The 18,007-nt window shown below is 64.6% G+C and carries 18 protein-coding genes; 2 read left to right on the forward strand and 16 right to left on the reverse strand.

Annotated features, from left to right (window positions below):
- Positions 1–16: 16 nt before the first annotated feature.
- From AC1U2B_RS17670 to AC1U2B_RS17710, 9 genes are read right to left on the reverse strand one after another with little or no spacing between them, the layout of a single operon-like run.
- On the reverse strand, positions 17–1,249 hold the full coding sequence (locus AC1U2B_RS17670) for an MlaD family protein (RefSeq protein ID WP_480217782.1): 1,233 nt from the start codon (positions 1,247–1,249) through the stop codon (positions 17–19).
- Positions 1,250–1,275: 26 nt separating this feature from the next.
- Positions 1,276–2,391: an MlaD family protein gene (locus tag AC1U2B_RS17675; protein ID WP_480217783.1), complete on the reverse strand. Its 1,116-nt coding sequence runs from the start codon at positions 2,389–2,391 to the stop codon at positions 1,276–1,278.
- Positions 2,388–3,578 carry an MCE family protein gene (locus AC1U2B_RS17680; RefSeq protein ID WP_480217784.1) on the reverse strand — a complete coding sequence of 397 codons (1,191 nt, stop codon included), beginning with the start codon at positions 3,576–3,578 and terminating at the stop codon, positions 2,388–2,390. The genes AC1U2B_RS17675 and AC1U2B_RS17680 overlap by 4 nt, the downstream gene beginning before the upstream one ends.
- Positions 3,575–4,639, reverse strand: coding sequence for an MCE family protein (locus AC1U2B_RS17685; protein ID WP_051954716.1), 1,065 nt, complete (start codon positions 4,637–4,639; stop codon positions 3,575–3,577). The genes AC1U2B_RS17680 and AC1U2B_RS17685 overlap by 4 nt, the downstream gene beginning before the upstream one ends.
- Complete coding sequence (locus tag AC1U2B_RS17690; RefSeq protein ID WP_480217785.1) at positions 4,636–5,685, reverse strand: MlaD family protein; 1,050 nt, start codon at positions 5,683–5,685, stop codon at positions 4,636–4,638. The genes AC1U2B_RS17685 and AC1U2B_RS17690 overlap by 4 nt, the downstream gene beginning before the upstream one ends.
- Positions 5,682–7,199, reverse strand: coding sequence for an MlaD family protein (locus tag AC1U2B_RS17695; RefSeq protein WP_480217786.1), 1,518 nt, complete (start codon positions 7,197–7,199; stop codon positions 5,682–5,684). The genes AC1U2B_RS17690 and AC1U2B_RS17695 overlap by 4 nt, the downstream gene beginning before the upstream one ends.
- Positions 7,199–8,056, reverse strand: coding sequence for an MlaE family ABC transporter permease (locus tag AC1U2B_RS17700; RefSeq protein WP_043392563.1), 858 nt, complete (start codon positions 8,054–8,056; stop codon positions 7,199–7,201). The genes AC1U2B_RS17695 and AC1U2B_RS17700 overlap by 1 nt, the downstream gene beginning before the upstream one ends.
- A gap of 1 nt (position 8,057) precedes the next feature.
- Positions 8,058–8,894, reverse strand: a complete 837-nt coding sequence (locus tag AC1U2B_RS17705; protein WP_043985344.1) for an MlaE family ABC transporter permease — start codon at positions 8,892–8,894, stop codon at positions 8,058–8,060.
- 23 nt (positions 8,895–8,917) lie between these two features.
- The gene (locus AC1U2B_RS17710; RefSeq protein ID WP_313957377.1) at positions 8,918–9,565 is read right to left on the reverse strand and encodes a TetR/AcrR family transcriptional regulator; all 648 of its coding nucleotides are present in this window, start codon (positions 9,563–9,565) and stop codon (positions 8,918–8,920) included.
- Positions 9,566–9,823: 258 nt separating this feature from the next.
- Here AC1U2B_RS17710 and AC1U2B_RS17715 point away from each other — a divergent pair, with 258 nt between their 5' ends.
- Positions 9,824–10,624 carry a crotonase/enoyl-CoA hydratase family protein gene (locus AC1U2B_RS17715; RefSeq protein WP_480217787.1) on the forward strand — a complete coding sequence of 267 codons (801 nt, stop codon included), beginning with the start codon at positions 9,824–9,826 and terminating at the stop codon, positions 10,622–10,624.
- Here AC1U2B_RS17715 and AC1U2B_RS17720 read toward each other — a convergent pair.
- The 5 genes from AC1U2B_RS17720 to AC1U2B_RS17740 form a co-directional block, all read right to left on the reverse strand.
- The gene (locus AC1U2B_RS17720; RefSeq protein WP_480217788.1) at positions 10,558–11,703 is read right to left on the reverse strand and encodes a hypothetical protein; all 1,146 of its coding nucleotides are present in this window, start codon (positions 11,701–11,703) and stop codon (positions 10,558–10,560) included. The two genes, AC1U2B_RS17715 and AC1U2B_RS17720, sit on opposite strands and share 67 nt — an antisense overlap.
- Positions 11,704–11,757: 54 nt before the next feature.
- The gene (locus AC1U2B_RS17725; RefSeq protein WP_480217789.1) at positions 11,758–12,222 is read right to left on the reverse strand and encodes an RrF2 family transcriptional regulator; all 465 of its coding nucleotides are present in this window, start codon (positions 12,220–12,222) and stop codon (positions 11,758–11,760) included.
- A gap of 121 nt (positions 12,223–12,343) precedes the next feature.
- On the reverse strand, positions 12,344–13,564 hold the full coding sequence (locus AC1U2B_RS17730) for an acyl-CoA dehydrogenase family protein (RefSeq protein ID WP_480217790.1): 1,221 nt from the start codon (positions 13,562–13,564) through the stop codon (positions 12,344–12,346).
- A 1-nt stretch (position 13,565) separates the two neighbouring features.
- Positions 13,566–14,594 carry a phosphotransferase family protein gene (locus tag AC1U2B_RS17735; protein ID WP_480217791.1) on the reverse strand — a complete coding sequence of 343 codons (1,029 nt, stop codon included), beginning with the start codon at positions 14,592–14,594 and terminating at the stop codon, positions 13,566–13,568.
- A complete protein-coding gene (locus tag AC1U2B_RS17740) occupies positions 14,594–15,349 on the reverse strand; it encodes an SDR family oxidoreductase (protein ID WP_480217792.1) in 756 nt (251 codons plus the stop codon). Before AC1U2B_RS17740 ends, AC1U2B_RS17735 begins: the two co-directional genes overlap by 1 nt.
- A gap of 103 nt (positions 15,350–15,452) precedes the next feature.
- On the opposite strand from AC1U2B_RS17740, the gene AC1U2B_RS17745 reads away from it, so the two are divergent.
- Positions 15,453–16,070, forward strand: a complete 618-nt coding sequence (locus AC1U2B_RS17745) for a QsdR family transcriptional regulator (protein ID WP_480217793.1) — start codon at positions 15,453–15,455, stop codon at positions 16,068–16,070.
- Positions 16,071–16,095: 25 nt separating this feature from the next.
- Here AC1U2B_RS17745 and AC1U2B_RS17750 read toward each other — a convergent pair whose 3' ends face one another.
- Positions 16,096–17,235, reverse strand: coding sequence for a 3-ketosteroid-9-alpha-monooxygenase, oxygenase component (locus tag AC1U2B_RS17750; protein WP_480217794.1), 1,140 nt, complete (start codon positions 17,233–17,235; stop codon positions 16,096–16,098).
- Between the two features lie 20 nt (positions 17,236–17,255).
- A complete protein-coding gene (locus AC1U2B_RS17755; RefSeq protein ID WP_480217795.1) occupies positions 17,256–17,900 on the reverse strand; it encodes a TetR/AcrR family transcriptional regulator in 645 nt (214 codons plus the stop codon).
- Positions 17,901–18,007: the final 107 nt, after the last annotated feature.

Here is an 18,007-nt window from a genome sequence, read left to right on the forward strand (position 1 = left end):
CGTATCTCGTGGCCCGTCAGTTCGGCAGAGGCACCGGCATGACTGGACCTCCGTATGGGGTGTCAATGGTGTAACCCGGGTAGTGCGGGGTCTTGTCGGTCACCGCGTGGGGGTCGTATCCCGGCGGCGGGCCGGCAGTGTCGTCACCCGGTGGCCGCGGCGCATTACGGGCGCCGCGAACCAACAGCGATGGATCCTTGTCCTCACAGTAGGTGTACTTGTACGGCTCTGGGAAACTCGCATCCGATGGGGAGTGACGCGGCAGGTCGTAGTCGCACCGGTACTTCGGATAGATGTCACCCAGCGCCCAAATCCCGCCGTCGTGGACCATGGCGGAGAACCGGTCGATGAACGGATCGCGGTCCGGCCGCCAGATGTACTCCAGCGCAGGAATGCGCTGATAGATGATCTGCGACACCGTGGTCAGGTTCCCGAGGATCTGCACCACATTCTGGCGGTTGTCAGCGATGAGGTTGTCCAGCGTGGCCAACTGCGGCTCACCCCGCTCCACCAACGTGCGGAAGCCGCCGTCCATCTTGTTCACGCCGCCCAGCACCGCTTCCAGGCTCTTGGTTGTCGCCTGCAGGCCCGGACGGACGGCGGCGACAGTGCCGAACACCACCCGGGTGCTGCGGATCATGCTCGTGGTCTCCGGCAGCACTGAGTCGACGGTGTTCGCGAGCAAGCTGGCGCCGTCGAGGATCGCGGCGAGCTTGCGCGGGCCGTCCTTGGTCACATGCAGCTCGTTGAACATCTTGCCGAGCTTGTCTGCATCCAACTGCGCCAGCGCGCCGCGGCTGTGGTCGATGATGTGCGGCAGCGTCACCGGAATGCTGGCTTGCTTGCCCGAAATAACCGCGCCGTCAGCCAAATACGGTCCATTGCCACTGTCGGGACGGAAGTCCAGGTACTGCTCACCCGCGGCGGACAGACCCGACACCCGCACCGGCGAGTCTTTCGGTATGCGGGCAGACGCGTCGATGGACGCGACCGCCTCGACACCGTTGTTGGTGAGATTGACCGCTGATACCCGGCCGATCGGGATGCCACGCAGCGTGACGTCTTGATTGGTCAGCAGCCCACCGGATTCGGGCAGCAAGATCCGCACCGCGATGGTCCGGTGCAACGGGTTGAACCGCAGGCCATCGATCGCGATGTAGGCGAAGGCCACCACCGCGGTCAGTGCCAGGCCAACCAGCGCCAGCAAGATCTTGCGACTGGCCACAGCCTTGACAAAGCGAATAGCCACTGCCAGAACGGAATTGAGAAGGGTGATCATGGGCGATCGGCCCCGTTGACTCGCCCGACAATCATGTTCCACTCGTACCGCAGGCTCCCGATCATCAGGTGCCAGTCGGTGCCGTCAGGTCCGTGGATGCCGGGGTCACCCGCGTAGTTCTTGTCCGGCAGGGCTCCGATCGCGATCTTCTCGACTGACGCAAGTCCATGCAGCGCAGCCGAATTCGTGGACTTGACGACGACGCCGATCAGTCGGTTGAACGCGGTCAGCGTGAGGTTCGGGTCCAACACGATGTCGTTGGAGACCTGTGACAGCTTGTTGATATCGGCGATGAAGCTGCGGGTGTCCGTGCCTTGCATCGACGGGAACTTCGCCAGCTGCCGGGTGATCCTGCCGACGTTGTCGACCACATCCATGATCGCAGTGGTGTTGTCGGAGATGACGGCCAGCGCCGGGCCGCCGGCCGACAACGCCGTGTCGATGGTCTGTTGGTGATTGGCCACTTCGGCAGCCATGTTGGACGTACTGCGCAATGTCGAATCCAATTGCGCCGAGCGCGCCGACATCTTCGACAAGAACTGATTTGTTTCCGAGATCAATCCGGCCAGTTTCTCCCCGCGGCCCCCAACGACCCGGCCGGCCCCGTTGACGTCGATCGTCAAAGCACGGACGGCACCGCCGTTGACCAACATCGCCAGCGAATTGAGCAGTTCCTCGACCGTCGGCGCGGACGCCGTGTCCGCCAGCGGGATGGTGTCGCCACTGTGCAGCAGTGGGCCACCGTCTGTGCGCGACGGCGGACGAATCTGCAGGAACACGTCGCCCAATGGCGTGGCAGCACGCAATTCGGCGGTGCTGCCCACCGGCAGCGGCACATCCTTACGGATTTTCATGGCCACCTTGGCGGTGAAATCCTGCGCCTCGATAGAGGTGACTTCACCGATGTCGGCACCGTACAAGCGGACTTTCGCCTTGGCCGGCAGATTCAGCGCATCGGTGAATACCGCATTCAACGAGTACGTCGGCCCACTCGAACCCGGGGAGGGCAAGGGCACACTGTCGAGGCCTGCGGCACAGCCGGTCATCAGCAGGACGCCGCCGAGCACAACGGTCCAGCGCGCGCCGCGAAGTACAGAAGTGGGACTGATCATCGTGTCGGCCCTGTCGGTGTAGCGGGTGCGGCCGGTGCCGGCTTCGCGCCGGGTTTGGGCGGTTCGCCCTGACCAGACGGACCGATGCCGTTGCCCATCAAGTCCAGCATCGAACCCAGGCCGAAATCTGGCCCGTAGTCCTGCAATGTGCCTGTCGCACAACCGAGTTGCTTCAGGCCCATGAGGTTGCAGAGTTCCTTGTTCAGGTTGTTGTTGAGAATCACCTTGTCGGTCAACAGGTGGACGCGGATGCTACCGCCGACCGGGTCCAGGACGTTGTACAAGTTGTCGAGCGTCAGTGGCAGCACGTCAATGGTCTCCGTCAGCTCACGCTTGTTGTCGGCCAGCGATTTGGTCATCGTGTCCAGGTCACCGAATGCGCCCTTCAGCTGATCCCGGTGCCGATCCAGCAGACCGCTCACCTGCTGGAGGATCTCGTTGGCCTTGGCGCCGGTGCGCCCTGATCCCAGGTTCTGGTCCGCGAGGATGTCGCTGAGTTGGTGCACGTTGCTGCCGAAGGTGCGGATGGCGGCATCGTTGTCGGCCGCCGACTGGGTCAAATCCGAGACGCTGCGGATGATCTGCTGCAGGTTCTGCTGGGTCTTGGCACCACCGTCAGGTCCGACCTTGAGCGCCTCGGACAATTTGGTCAGCGTCGACTTGATCTGGTCGCTGTTGCCCGCCGAGATCTGGGAGCCCAGATTCACCAGATCACCCAGCGGCCCACCGCCTTTGGCGTCACCGCGCAGGGCGGTACCGAGCTTGTCCATCATGGCCAGGGTCCGGTCGAATTCGACCGGGGTCCTGGTGTTCCCAATTCCGATCAGGTCGCCGTCGCGGAGCTTGGGGCCACCACGGTACGGCGGGGTCAGCTCGATATGCCGGTCGGTGAGGATCGAGGCGGAAACGGTTGCGGCCACGACGTCGCTCGGGACGGGGACCTTCCGATCGATGTCCATGACGACCTCGACATAGCCACCCTTGTTCTCCACCGTGTCGACCCTGCCGACCTGCATCCCCAGCACCGACACCGCGTTGCCGGGATACAGTCCGACGGCGTCCTCGAAGTGCGCAGTCACTCTGATGTCACGGTGCCAGAATCGCGGCACCAAGATGGCCGCCGTCGTCACCAACGCCACGACCGTGACAACGGCAGCCGCGGCAATCATCAAGGCTCGCTTACTCATTTGCAGTCCTTGAAGTATTCGACGATGTTGAACTGCCGGGCCCGGCCGCTGATGGCGCACATCCAGGAATCCACCATGAGACCACCGGACAGCGTCACATCCGCGGCATTCCCACTCCCCAAGATATTGGCGAAGTCGCGCGCCGCGATCGGTGCGTTCTGCAGGATGCTGCGAACCAGCGCATCATGGTCGGCCAGCATCTTGGCGAAGTCATGCAGGCTGTTGATCAGCGCGTCGAGTTGCGGCTCATCGCCCAGAATCGTATTCGCCCGGTCGGCCAGCAATGTCACCCCGTCGAACAGGCGCTGCACCGCTGCCCGCCGCGTGGTGATTTCGCCGAGAATCTGGTTGCCCTGCAACACCAGTGCACCCAGATCGGCCTTCTGCCGATGCAAAAGTGCCGCGATCGTATCGGCGTTGGAGATCAGCGTGCCCAGCTGATCACGACGAGACTGGATCACGCCGGCAAGGGAATTGAGGTTGGTCAGCGCCTGCGGCAGAGCGTCGGGCAGGCCCTGCAGGCTGGCACTCATCACTCGCACCGACTCGGCGATCCGGTCAGCATCCAGCGGAGCCAGGGTGCTGGTCGCGCCCTCCAGCGTCTTCTGCAGGTCATACGGCACTTCAGTGTGACTCAATTTGATTGTGTTGCTTCGCAATTCACCGGAGCCCGCGGGGGCGAGCTCCAGATAGCGCGAACCGAGAATGGTGGTGAGCTTGATCGCCGCGCGGGTCTCCGACCCCAGTCGCACGTTCTTGTCGGCTTTGAACGTGACCACCACGTGGTCGCCGGCCAAGGCGACGTCCTGCACCTCACCAACGTGGATGCCTGCGATCGTCACCCCATTGCCCGACTTGATGGCAGCGGCCTGGGCGAACTCGGCGGTGTACTGCTTCCTGCCGAAGTCCAGCACGCTGATCAGTACCACCGTGGCAACCATCACGACGATCACCGTCAGACCGATGACGCCGAGCCAGAACTTGTTGTAGTCCTCGAGAACTCGCTGCCGCCCACCCGGGATGTTCGCCGGGCGGAGCGGGCCACCGAACAGGCCGCTCATCGGCACACCGCCGTGTGCCACACTTCGTTGCCGTTACCCGGGGTGGCGGCGATGACGAAGTTCTGGAACCACTGCTTCAGGCCGCGCCACAGGGCGAAGTCGACGTCGCACGGATACGCGTTCAGGTACGAGCCGTCCTGCGTCATCCGGCTCAGACCCTTCAAGAGCAGGGGCACGTTGGCCATCATGTAGCCGAACCGGGCCTTTCCATCGGTGGTGCTGTACTTCAAGAAGCCGGGATCGCGGGCGATGAACTGCTGCATGTTCGGGGTGATCGCGTTGACGATCTGCGACAGCCGATTCACATTCGCAGTGATCGACCCCACCGAAGCGAGCAGTTCCTCACGCCGACCATTGAACGCCGCCAGCGACGCCGACGTCTGGCTCAGCATCATCTCCAGGTTCTGGCTCTGCTTGGCCAGCGTCGTCATCAGCTTGTCCAGGTTGGCGATCAGATCACCCAGCGCCGCGTCCGGACCCGCCAGCGTCTGCGTCAACACGGAGGCCTGAGTGGTCAACGTCAACAGCGAACCCTGGTTGCCCTGGAACGCCTGGATGATGGCGCCCGTCAGGTTGTCCACCTGCTTCGGGTCGAGCTCGGTGAACAGCGGCTCAAAACCGTTGAGCATGTACGAGATATCGAATGACGGATTGGTCCGATTCTCCGGAATCTGCGCGCCGGCAGGCAGTTTCCGCTTTTCACCCTCGCCCTGGCTGAGTCCGACGTAGCGCTGCCCGATGATGTTCTGGTACGTCACCGAGGCCAGCGTGTTGGTGTAGAGGGTCTGGTTGCTGTGCACCTGGAAGGTGACCTTGGCCCGATAGTCGGAGGTCAGGTCGATCTTGTCGACGCGGCCCACCCGAACGCCGGCCACCCGGACGTCATCGCCCTCGGCCAGGCCCGATACATCTTTGAACATGGCCGAGTAGCTCGTGGTCGGCCCGGCAATGTTGCGCTGCAAGGTGGCGAACACCATCCAGGTGACCGCGACCGAAAAGACCAGAAACAGAGTCAGGAACAGGACGGTGGTGCGTTTCAGTTTCATCGCTGCCCCTCCGGAATCGGAGTGACCTGTACGTCTTGCCCGCGGGTAACGGGACCCAGCAACAGTTGGGTCGCGGATGTGGCTGGGCCACCGACGATCTTGCTCAACTGATCCTTCTCAACGTCGCTACCGACCGGCCCGACTGTTCCGCCGTAGAGCGGCGCGGACTGTTGCTGAATCTGGGCGGGTGCGCCGGCTTCCGCGGGCAGCGGTGGCCCTGCGGGGGCCGGCACGGCCTGGGGCCCCGGAGCGGGCGCCGCCTGAGGTGCCGGGGGCGCATCGGGGTCCGGCGGCCCGGGGAAATCGGGCACGATCGGCACCGAGAACCGCGGCGGAGCGGTGTTGGGGTAATTCTCGGGAACCCACGCGGGCGGGGCCATGCCCATAGAGGCCAACCCCGGGATGAGGTCAGGCGCCGTCGGGGTTTCCGGCGCTGTGTGGCAGCTCGGCCCCTCCATTGCCCCATACCGCGGGCAGTCGGCCCGGGTGTACTGCCGTGACGGATTCATCGAGATGACCGCCTTGACGGTCAACAGGTTGGTCACCGGGTTCCAGGCTTCGTCGTATGCCTTGTTCGCGAGGGCCTGCAGCCGTGTCGAAATCCCGTGGAACTCGCCGGCATGATCCGCGATCACACCCAGCCCCGGTGTCAGGCCGGTGCTGACCTGGATCATCCGGTCGATCTGGTGGTCGAACGCATCACGGAGTGTTCCCGTGGTCTTCAGCCCACCGGTGAGGAAACTGGTCAACTGCGAACGCTTTTCGGCAAGCGTCCGCATCGGCTTGACCGAACTGTCCAATGCGGCGAACAGATCCGGTGACACCGTACGCAGGCTCTCGGATGCCGCTTTGAGTGCCGACAGCGTCGTCGGCCCGGTGTCGTCGGAGGCCACCACCGAATTCAGTTGCTGCATAACCCTGTTGAGACCACCGCCGGCATCGGTGAGCTTCTGCCCACGGCCGTGAGTGGCCTCGGAGATGGCCGCGAAGACACCGACGTTGTTCGCATCGGGTGACTGACCGACGGCCTTGAGCAGCTGGCGCAGCTTGGCCAGCACATTCTGGAACAGCACCGTGGGCAAGGTCTGGTCTTCCATGACCACATCGCCCGAACGGATGGGCCGCGCGCCGCTGCCGTTCTGCACCAGCTGCACAGCCGACACCGCGAACAGGTTCGCCGGCACCACGCGCGCGGTCACATTGTCGGGAATCTGCGGCGCGAACTGCGGCTGGATGTTGACGTGCACCACGTTCGGCTGGCCGTGCTGCGAGGGCGTCACGCTCGACACCATGCCGACGATGACGCCGCGGAACTTCACATCCGAACGCTCCGGCAGCCCGTCACCGATGTTGATGAGCTTGAGGTCGACCCGGATGAAATCATCGAGCTTGCCTTGGGATTTGACCACCATCAGTACCGCGGCGATCGCGGCGATGACCGCGAAGATCGTGCCGATGACGCCCAGCTTGCGGTCGGTCGAGCCGCGCGGGTCGTGATCGAAAGAGTTACCCATCAGCCACCGAACCTTGCGCCGCTGATGACGCCCCACAGCGCCATCGTGAGCAGCATGTTGACGATCATCACCACGGTGACACTGCCGCGCATCGCCCGACCGGCCGCCACCCCGACACCTGCCGGACCACCTGAGGCGAAGTAGCCGTAGTAGCACTGCATGGTCGACGAAATGAACACGAACACCACCGCTTTGATCGTCGCGAACAGCACATCCCGGCCCTCCAGGAACAGACCGAAGTAATGCAGATAGGTGCCCGTGGACTGGCCGGCGATCACACTGACCAGCTGGCACGACAGGTAAGCCAGGGCCAACGACGCCAGAAACAGCGGCACCACCGCGATGATCGAGGCCATCACCCGTGTGGCCACCAGATACGCCACCGAATTGATCCCGAGAGTGTCGAGCGCGTCGATCTCATCATTGATCCGCATGGCGCCCAGCTGCGCGGTGAACCGGCAGCCGGCCTGCGCGATGAACGCCATGGCGATCATCGCCGGCGCAAGTTCTCGCGTGGTGGCGAACGACGAGACCAGACCGGTGGCCGGCCCCAACCCCAACAGGTTCAGCGCGTTGTAGCCCTCGATCGCCACCAGCGCCCCGGCCGTGATGCCCAGCACCCCAGCCACATTCAGCGTGCCGCCGCCGACCACGATCGAGCCGTTACCCCACGTGATATCGGACAGCAGCCGCAGGAATTCCTTGCGGTAACGAACCCACATCGTCGGCATGGCCAGCACCACCCTGCCGAAGAACTCGACCATGTGACCGGTGCGCCCGGCCGCCTTCAGCAGCCCGTTGCCGACCGCGGCGACCGGCCGCAGCAGACCCGGGGTGAATGTTGAGGGAGCCGCCATGTCAGATCGACGTCTTCGGGAAGATGATGACGTACAGCTGACTCATCACAACGTTGACGATCATCATCAGCAGCACCGACTCGACCACCGCGGCGTTGACCGAGTTGGCCACACCGGCCGGACCACCACGGGTATCGAGCCCCTTATGGCAACTGATCACCGCCACGATCACGCCGAAGACGATCGCCTTGACCATGGCCAGCGCCAGGTCCCCGACCGTCGAGAACGACGAGAACGTGGCGATGAACGAACCCGGGGTGCCGTTCTGCAGGTACACGTTGAACATGTAGCTCGCCAGATACCCGACGAAGCTGGTGACGCCGGTGAGCAGCACACCGATGAGCACCAGTGCGACCAGCCGCGGCACCACCATCCGCTGGATCGGGGAAACCCCCATGACCTCCATCGCGGCGATCTCCTCACGCATGGTCCGCGACCCGAGGTCGGCGCAGACAGCCGAACCGACGGCCGTCGCCAGCAACAGCGACGCGACCAGCGGGGCGCCCTGCCGGATGACCACCAGACCGGTGGCCGCACCTGACAGGGACGAGGCGCCGACCTGGCCGGCCAGCAACGCGAACTGGATCGACAACGTCACGCTGATCGGGATGGTCACCAGAACCGTTGGCGTGAAAGCCGTTCCGGCCATGAACGCGGCCTGATCCAGGAACTCGCGCCACTGGAAAGTCCGCTTGACGATGTCGCGGAACAGATACTCCAAGGCCCGCAACCCGAGCACGATCTGACCGCCCGCGGTACTCAGCGACGCGATCGGATGGTTCTGCAGGTAACGGCGCACCCACTCGATGGCCTCGTTGATCGCCGGCCACTTCGCCAGCCCTCCGGTTTGTGCTTGGTCGGTCACAGCGCGGCTGCTTCCCGGCCGGATTCCGGCCACTCGGTGGCGATGCCACGGCACACCAGTTCGTTGCTTGCGAAGGTCTGCGCGAGCAGTTCCTCACGGCTCGGCTTCTGCCCGTAGCGCAGGGCGATACCGAACGGGATGGCGCAGATCGTCTGGGCGGTGGCCCGCACGTCGACGTCGGCCCGGATGTAACCCTGCTTGATGCCGTCGCGCAGCATCGTCGCGAGGACGCGGGCGCCGTCGTCGAAGAGGTGCTGGAATTCCTCGGTCATCTGCTGATCGACGCCGGCCGCCTGCACCACGATCAACTGCATCAAGCGCGGCTCGTCGGCCAGCAGTTCGCTGTAGGCCATCCCGATACCGAGCAGGTGATCGCGGAACTCGGTGATGGATGCCAGCCGTCCCGGCGTCGAGTCACCGATCGCGGCGAGCACGCGGGCGTTGACCTGGCGTACGGCGTGGTCGACGATGTCGCGCTTGTTCTCGAAGTACCGGTAGAACATCGAATGACCGGACCCGAGCCGCTTGGCGATGTGACTGATCGAGGTCTGGTGATATCCGCGCTCGGCGAACTCCGCCAAAGCAGCTTCGATGACCTCTTCGCGCACCAGCTCAGCGCGTTTCGCGCGCTGGCGTTCCGCCATGGTCACCCGCGCCTCGCCTGTCACGCGGATCACAGTAGCGTATCGATTCCGGTTTCGGACACACTCTTCGCGAAACGGAATCAATTGTCTCGGGAGTAAACGCCGCGCGGTGCATGGTTTGCTGAAAATCGCAGAGTGGCACTGCCGCAGGACAGTAGGGCGACCCTCGCAGCCACGTGGCCGTTTCTGCATTTTCACCAAAAACCCACAGCTTCGGCGGTTGCCGTGGTACCGCCCGGGCCGCACTATCCTGCGTCCATGACAACGGACCGGATCACTGTCGACATCCGCGATGGCATCGCTTACGCGACGCTCAACCGGGCGGACAAGATGAACAGCCTGGATCTGCCCATGCTGGAAGCGCTCGCCACCGTCCCCGGCCAGCTGGCCCGCGATCGTTCGGTGCGGGTCGTGATCCTGCGCGGTGACGGACGCGCATTCTGCACCGGACTGGACTTCGCCGGCGCCAAACTGCAGGGGCTGAGCGCCGTGCGCAACTTCGGCAAGCTCCCCGGGCAGAAGACCAACCTGTTCCAGCAGGCCTGCTGGGCGTGGCGCGAGCTGCCGGTCCCGGTGATCGCGGCGGTGCACGGCCATTGCTACGGCGGTGGTCTGCAGGTTGCCCTGGCCGCGGACTTCCGGATCGCGACGCCGGATTGCAAGCTGTCGGTCATGGAGGCCCGGTGGGGACTGATCCCCGACATGACCGGGTCTGTGACACTGCGCGAACTCCTACCGATGGATGTGGCCAAACGGCTGACCATGACCGCCGAGGTGTTTTCCGGGACCGAAGCCCTGGGCTATGGACTGGTCACATCGGTCGCCGAAGACCCGTTGGCAGCGGCCGAAGAGTTGGCCGCACAGCTGGTCGAGCGCTCCCCCGACGCGTTGGCCGCCACCAAGAAACTGTTCGACTCGACGTGGACGTCGACGCCGCGGTCAGCGTTCTGGACCGAGTCGCTGTTACAGCTGCGACTGCTTCGGGGGCGTAATCACCGATTGGCGCGCAAGGCCGGGCGGGACGGCAGTCCGGATTGGGCGCCGCGGTCGTTGGACTGAACTACGGACTTGCCGTCTGACTCGGTCTTGGACTTCGGCTTCGGTTTGGGCGTCAGTGCTTTCGTCAGCCCTTTCGCCAGACCGGCCAGCGGGTTGAGGACCTGACCGCGCGGCTTCGGCGGCGTCGACTTGTTCACGTCGTCGATAGGTGTCGACAGCTCCGTCTTCTTGGACTTGGGCAGTGACGTCGGCAGCGTCGGAGCCACAGCAGAGGTGCTGACGACCTTGGGCGCTGCCGCCGGCGCAGCAGCGGCGGATTGCATGGCCGCGGCGCGCACCTTGTTGGCCTCGGTGACGATGGTGCTCCCGATGACGGTGCCGGCCGCGGTCACCACGCCGACGGCGGTTTGGACTCCCGCCATCACGGCGCGCACCGGGTTGCCGCTTCTCGCCAGTTCCTGTGCAACGGCGTCGGGCACGTGGAACGCACCCGCGAGGAAGTCGTTGAAGGCCGGGAAGATCACGGCCGCAACCACATTGATGACGCCGATCACCGCGACCTGGAACACGCCGCGCGGCTGGACGGTCGGCTCGGGGTTCCGTACGACGGGCGCGTTGAGCGCGTCGTAGGTCTGCTGCCGGAACTGTTGGAACGCGTTCAAGACGGCCCCCGGACCGCCCGTGATCGCGGGGCCGATGTTGAGCAGACCCACCACTGCGACCTCGAACGCGTTCAGCGCCCGCTTTGCGGGAATGGCCGCATCCGCATCGATCGCGCGATCCATGGCCGCGGCGGTGGGCCCCGTCATCGACGCGCCGGCGATGCCGAGCGCCTTGAGCGGACCGTCCGCCGGCAGTGCCGCGAGGAACACGCCCGGCTCCAGCAGCGTCGTCGTGATGCCCGTCGTGACGGTCTGCGCCAGTAGCGGACAGATGATCGAGCAGTAGATCCCCTGGTTCTGCACGAAACTGGTGATCAACCCGCCCGGCGGAACCGTTGCGGCCAAACGGATTTCCCGAGTCACGGTCGGTGGCGAGGAATGCTCGACGGTCGGGGCGACCGGTATCAGTGGTGCGACGACCACCAGGGCCACGGCGGTTGCCGCGAGGTCAGCGGGCAGGCGTGCGGAAAGTTGCATCGTGGTCCCCTTGCGCAGCGGTTATGGGCACCACGAATTAGCGAGCCATTCGGTTCAATCGGAACGGGAATCGATCTGCGCGGCCGGCGCACCGAGGCTGATGAGCAGGCTCCTGGTCGGCGGCTGCGCGAGGTCGGCGACCGTCGTGGTGTTCAGCGACGCATAGAACGCCGCTTTCGCCTGCGCCAACGCCGAGCGGAGCCGGCACGCCGATTGCAGCGGGCAATCGAGACCGCTGCAATCGACCAGCTCGGTGTCGCCGTCGTCTTCCAGCGACTGCACGACGTCGCCGAGCCGCGCCACGCGGCCGGCTGCCGTGAGGGCCAGTCCGCCGCCCCGGCCGCGGTCGGCATCGAGCCACCCGGAAGCGGCCAGGTGCGCGCATGCCTTGGTCGCATGCGTGTACGAGATCTGCATCTCCTCGGCGATCTGGCGCGTCGAGATCCGCTGCTGGCCGTCTTCGGCGGCGAGCCGGATCAGAATCCGCAACCCGACGTCACTGAAACCGGTTAGCCGCACCCGACCACGCTATTTGAATCATCATTTCTGATGCAAATAAAAGTCGCCCGTTCACAATGTCGGCCCGAGAGCGCGGCTGAGGATAGATAGCCTCGGGCGGCGCTCTCAGGCCGACATTGCGTCAACTCACCAGGTGCTTCTTCAACTCCGTGCGCGCGAGGGCGTTCTTGTGCACCTCGTCGGGCCCGTCGGCGAACCGCAGGGTGCGGATGCCCGCGTACATCGCGGCGAGCGGGAAGTCCTGCGATACGCCGCCGGCGCCGTGCACCTGAATGGCCTTGTCCAGAATCCACTGCACCGTCAGCGGCGTGGCGATCTTGATGGACTGAATCTCGGTGTGCGCACCGCGGTTTCCCACGGTGTCCATCAGCCAGGCGGTCTTGAGCACCAGCAGTCGCAATTGCTCGACCCGCACGCGGGATTCGGCGATCCAGTCGCGGATCACGCCCTGCTCGGCCAGCGGCTTACCGAACGCGACGCGACCGGCGGCCCGCCGGCACATCATTTCGATGGCGCGCTCCGCGACGCCGATGGCCCGCATGCAGTGGTGGATGCGGCCCGGCCCGAGGCGAGCCTGGGCGATGGCGAATCCGCCGCCCTCTTCACCGATCAGGTTCGAAACCGGCACCCGGACATCGGTGAACCGCAGCTCGGCATGGCCGCCGTGGTCGTTGTCGTCGTAGCCGAACACCTCCATACCGCGCAACACCTCGAGCCCCGGGGTATCCCTGGGAACGAGGATCTGCGACTGCTGACGATGGCGCTCCGAACTGGGGTCCGTCTTGCCCATGACGATGAAGACAGCGCAGTTGGGATTCATCGCTCCGGTGATCCACCACTTGCGGCCGTTGATCACGTAGTCGTCGCCGTCACGCACGATGGACAGCTCGACATTGGTGGCATCGGAGCTGGCCACGTCTGGCTCGGTCATCGCGAAAGCGGACCGAATGTCTCCGGCCAGCAATGGCTCCAGCCATTGGCGCTGCTGCGCTTCGGTGCCGAATTCATTGAGCACCTCCATGTTTCCGGTGTCCGGTGCGGCACAGTTGAAGACGGCGGGCGCCAATTGGATACTCCGGCCGGTGATTTCGGCGAGCGGCGCGTACTGCAGGTTGGTCAAACCGGCACCCTTGGAGCCGGGCAGGAACAGATTCCACAAACCGCGACTACGGGCCTCGGCGCGCAGCTCGGTGAGCACCGGGACGCTGTCCCAGGCCCACCGGTTGTCCAGAGCCGCCAGCTGCTCATGGAACGTCTTCTCGGCGGGATAGACGTGGCTGTCCATGAACGCCGTCAGTTCGGCGACTATTTCGTTGGTCTTGGCGTCGTACGCGAATTCCATGTCAGTTCTCCTTCAATGCGTTCAGTCCTGCGTCCAGCAGGGAGTGCACCGCGTCCCCGGCGAACGCGAACCCGTCGCCCACGGTCTGCCCGTTGACGTATCGGTAGTGGATACCTTCGAAAATGCCCGCCATCTTGAAGAAGGCCAGCGCCAGATAGAACCCGAAATCGCCCAGGCCGCGGCCGATTCCGGTGCTGTAGCGGTCGATGATCTCCCGCTCTGAGAGGAAGCCGGGCGCTTCGCTGACGTCGGAGACCTCTCCGGTGCCCGACGCCGCCAACCGTCCGTAAGCCACCATCAACGCCAGATCGGTGAGCGAGTCACCGATGGTGGACAGCTCCCAGTCCAGCACCGCCGCCGGCTGGTCGGCCGCGTCCATCAGCACGTTGTCGAGGCGATAGTCGCCATGCACGATGCCCGGCGTCGAGTCGGCCGGAACCCGGCCCGACAGCGCCTGATAGAGCTCTTCCATGGCGGGCAGATCCCGGGTGCGGGCAGCGGCGAACTGCTTGTGCCAGCGCCCGACCTGACGGCCCAGAAACGCTTGCGGCCGACCGAAATCCGCCAGACCCACAGAAGCCGGATCGACCGAATGCACTGCGATCAGGGTATCGACCAGCCGCTCGGAGATGCCCCTGGTGCGCTCGGCACCCAGCGCCCGCAGTTCGGCCGCCTGCCGGTACGGGGATCCGTCGACCTCGGCCATCACATAGAACGGGGCACCGAGCACCGACACGTCGTCGCAGAAGCCGTACATGGCAGGCACCGGTACCGCGGTGGGCGCCAGCGCCGACATCATCCGGTATTCACGGCCCATGTCGTGCGCCGTGGCAAGAAGCTCACCCACTGGCGGACGGCGAACGATCCACGACGAATCACCGTCTGTGACGCGGTAAGTCAGATTCGACTTGCCACCGGCGATCAGCGTCGCCGACAGCGTCGCGCCGGCACCGGGCACCACGGAAGGCAGCCACCCTCCGAGCTTCTCCAAATCCAGCCCGGGCAATTCGAGATGCGTGTCGGCAGCCATCAGACCCCGCCGCCCAGGAGCACGCCACCATCGATGGTCAATGTCTGCCCGGTCATCCAGCCGGCATCATCCGACAACAGGAATGCCACCACCGAACCGATATCTTCGGGCACGCCAAGACGTTTGAGCGGGTAGTTCGCACTGACCTCGTCCTCGCGGCCCTCGTACAGCGCGGTCGCGAAGCGCGTCTTGACGACGGCGGGCGCGACGGCGTTGACCCGGATGTTCGGCCCCAGCTCGACCGCCAGTTCCTCGGTGAGGTGGATGACCGCGGCCTTTGAGACGCCATAGAACGCGATGCCCGGAGCAGGCCGCAGGCCGGCGATGGACGCGACGTTGACGATCGCTCCGCCGTGTTCGGCCTGCCAGGCCCGGTTCACCTTCTGCACCCACGACAGCGCCGACAGCACGTTGACTTCCAGAATCTTGCGCGCGGCGTCCATGTCGATATCCATGAGCGGCCCGTACACCGGGTTGATGCCGGTGTTGTTCACGAACAGATCGGCGCTGCCGAACGTCGCAATCGCCTTGGCCACCACAGCATCCTGGTGCTCGGCGTCATCACCACGGCCGGCCACGGCGAGCGCGACGTCCGGCCCGCCGAGAGCCTCGACGGCGGCGTCGAGCGCGTCCTGCTTGCGGGCAGTGATAACGACCTTGGCGCCTTCGGTGACCAGTCGCTGGGCGATGGCGAATCCGATGCCACGACTGGCACCCGTGACGATCGCGGTTTTTCCTTCGAATCGCGTGCTCATGTCAACTTCCTCGTCGAGTTGCGGTACATGGCCCCACCCGTGGGACACATAGTCGAAGTGTGCCACACTGGCACACAGCGGTGCAATGTCCCATAATGGGTGGATGTCCGGAGCAGAATCGACGACGCATCCCCCGCGACTCGGGACGGCACTGAGCCGCCAGGCCGCAGTCGATGCCGCAACCCGGCTGTATCTGGCGGGCGACCCGGTCGACATGTCGGCGCTGGCCACCGAACTCGGGATCGGCCGTTCTACCCTCTATCGACTGGTCGGCAATCGCGAAGACCTGCTCAGCACCGTGCTTGCCGAGGCCACCGAACGCACCTTCCGCCGTTCGGTCGCCAAGATCAGTGCCGGCAACGGCGATATCGTCGGCGTCGACAGGCTCCTGGCAATCATGGAGCATTTCCTGAACGCGGTGGCCGACGCCAAGCCGCTGCAGGCGGTATCCCAGCGCGAGCCGTTGCTGATCGTCCGGCTCATGCTGCTGCCCGGACTCGTGGAGCAGACCGCCGGTCGCCTGATCGGCGAGGTACTGGAGGCCGAGGTGGCCGCAGGTCGGCTGGAATTACCGCTGCCGCCAAGCACTTTCGGGCTGGCACTCATCCGGATGTGCGATGCCCACCTCTACGCCCCACTCCTCGGAGGCGGACCGCCCGAGATCGACACCGCGCTCGATCTGGTGGCCGCGTTCCTCGGCCGCAGCCGAGCTGACGGCTGAACAGCCGTCAGTTCCGTTGCGGCGGTTACGCCGACGACGTCGCCGCCAGATTCTCTGCCACTTCGGCTTCCCAGTTCTCGATGGAATGCGTGGTGTCGATCTCGAACTCGAAGCGGTCCGTCATATCCGGCGTCACGTCTTCGACATCGACATAGAACTGCTCGTACCAACGGCGCTGCTGATACACCGGGCCGTCTTCTTCGGTGAGCAGCGGGTTGTCGATGCGGGCCTTGTGCTTCCAGATTTCGACGTCCTGCTCGAAGCCCGTCTGGACTCCCTCGATGAAAGTCCTTGCCAGTTCCGCGTTCTGCTCGTCGGTCATGTACGGGAGCTTCTTCACGATGGCCCCGTACTGCAGCACGAACGAGTTCGGACTGACCGGATAGTGCGAGTTGATCAGGATGGTCTCGACAGTCATGCCGTTGGACACACTGCGCAGCCGGTCGATCATGTACGACGGCCCGAAATACGAAGCCTCCGAATAGAGAATGGAGGTCGGGTCGTGGAAGGTGCTGACGACCATGTCGTCGCGGGGCGTCGAATCCATCACCTGGGTGGCGACGTGGCCTTCGAAGATGTTCTTGAAGTTCCGGGGAAATGCGTAGTGCACGTAGAAGAAATGCGCCATGTCGACGTTGTTGTCGATGATCTCGCGGCAGTTCGAACCTTCGATCAACTGGATGTTCCAGGTCCAGTCGGTCCAGGCGTCCGTGCCGTACCCCTCGATCTCGGGGATGTCGACCTCCGGCGGCGGAGTGTTGCCCTGCGGGTCATTCCAGACGAACAGTTGCCCGTTGCGTTCCAGCGTGAGCCACGAGCGGGTCCGCGCCAACCGCGGGGTCCGCTTGGCGTAGGGCACCAACGTGCACTTGCCGTCGCCGCCCCAGCGCCAGTCGTGGAACGGGCACGCGATCGAGTCACCTTTGACGCTGCCGTGCGCCAGGTTGCCACCCATGTGGCGGCAGTAGGCGTCGAGCACGTTGAGCCGGCCCTGACTGTCGGCGAAGACCACCAATGACGTTCCGAAGGCGTCGATCTGGTGAGGTGCACCGTCATTGAAATCGCGGATCAGGCCGAGGCAGTGCCAACCGCGGGCAAACCTGGTCGGGTCCTCCCCCGCCTCGATCTGACGGATTTCAGTCGACTCCTGCTCGGCGACCGACATACGCTCCTCCATCGTTACTTTCATTTGTTTGCAACCACCGAGGGCATCGGCGCAGTGAGCAGGCCGACGACCATCGCGACGATGTTGTCCCGCGCCTCGGCTTCACTCAGTGCGCCACGGGGTGCGTCGCGCTGCTCATCAACCTGACGTTCGTGGTCGGCGAGCAGCGTGAACATCACCGATGCCATCGCGGCCATGCGTTGGTGGCGAAGCGCGTCGGGGAGGTGCTCCAGTGCGCGCAGCATGCGGGAGGTCAGGATTCGGGTCGCCGGCCACTGCTCGGCGGTCAGCGTGAGCTCGGCCATGACGGGGTGACTGCGGACGCGTTCGAGGAACCGCGCGTAATGGCTCGACCCGTCGGAGTACGGGGTATCGAACAGGGGCTCGACCAAGATGGTCACCAGGACGGCGATGTTGTCATCGGGCTTCCCGTTACTTTCGTGCTCCGCGAGCAGCGCCAGTCGCGCCTGTTCCAACGGTGCTTGCCGGTAGCCGATGATGGCTCTGATCAAGCCATCTCGCGATCCGAAGTGATAGTGAACGGCCGAATTGTTCCGCTGACCGGCAGCCACCGCGACATCGCGCAACGGCACTTCCGGACCCGATTCGGCGATCAATCGTTCACCGGCGAGCAGCAGCTGCGTGCGCGCATCAGGCCGACTCATGGGCGCCAGTTTATCCCGAACACTTGAAAATGCAATCACCGACGCTTGACGATTTAAGCATTCTCGCTTATTTTGGGTCGTGCGCCCCTCGGCGCCGCTCGCCCCTC

Source organism: Mycolicibacterium sp. P4_G11 (genome assembly GCF_056555145.1).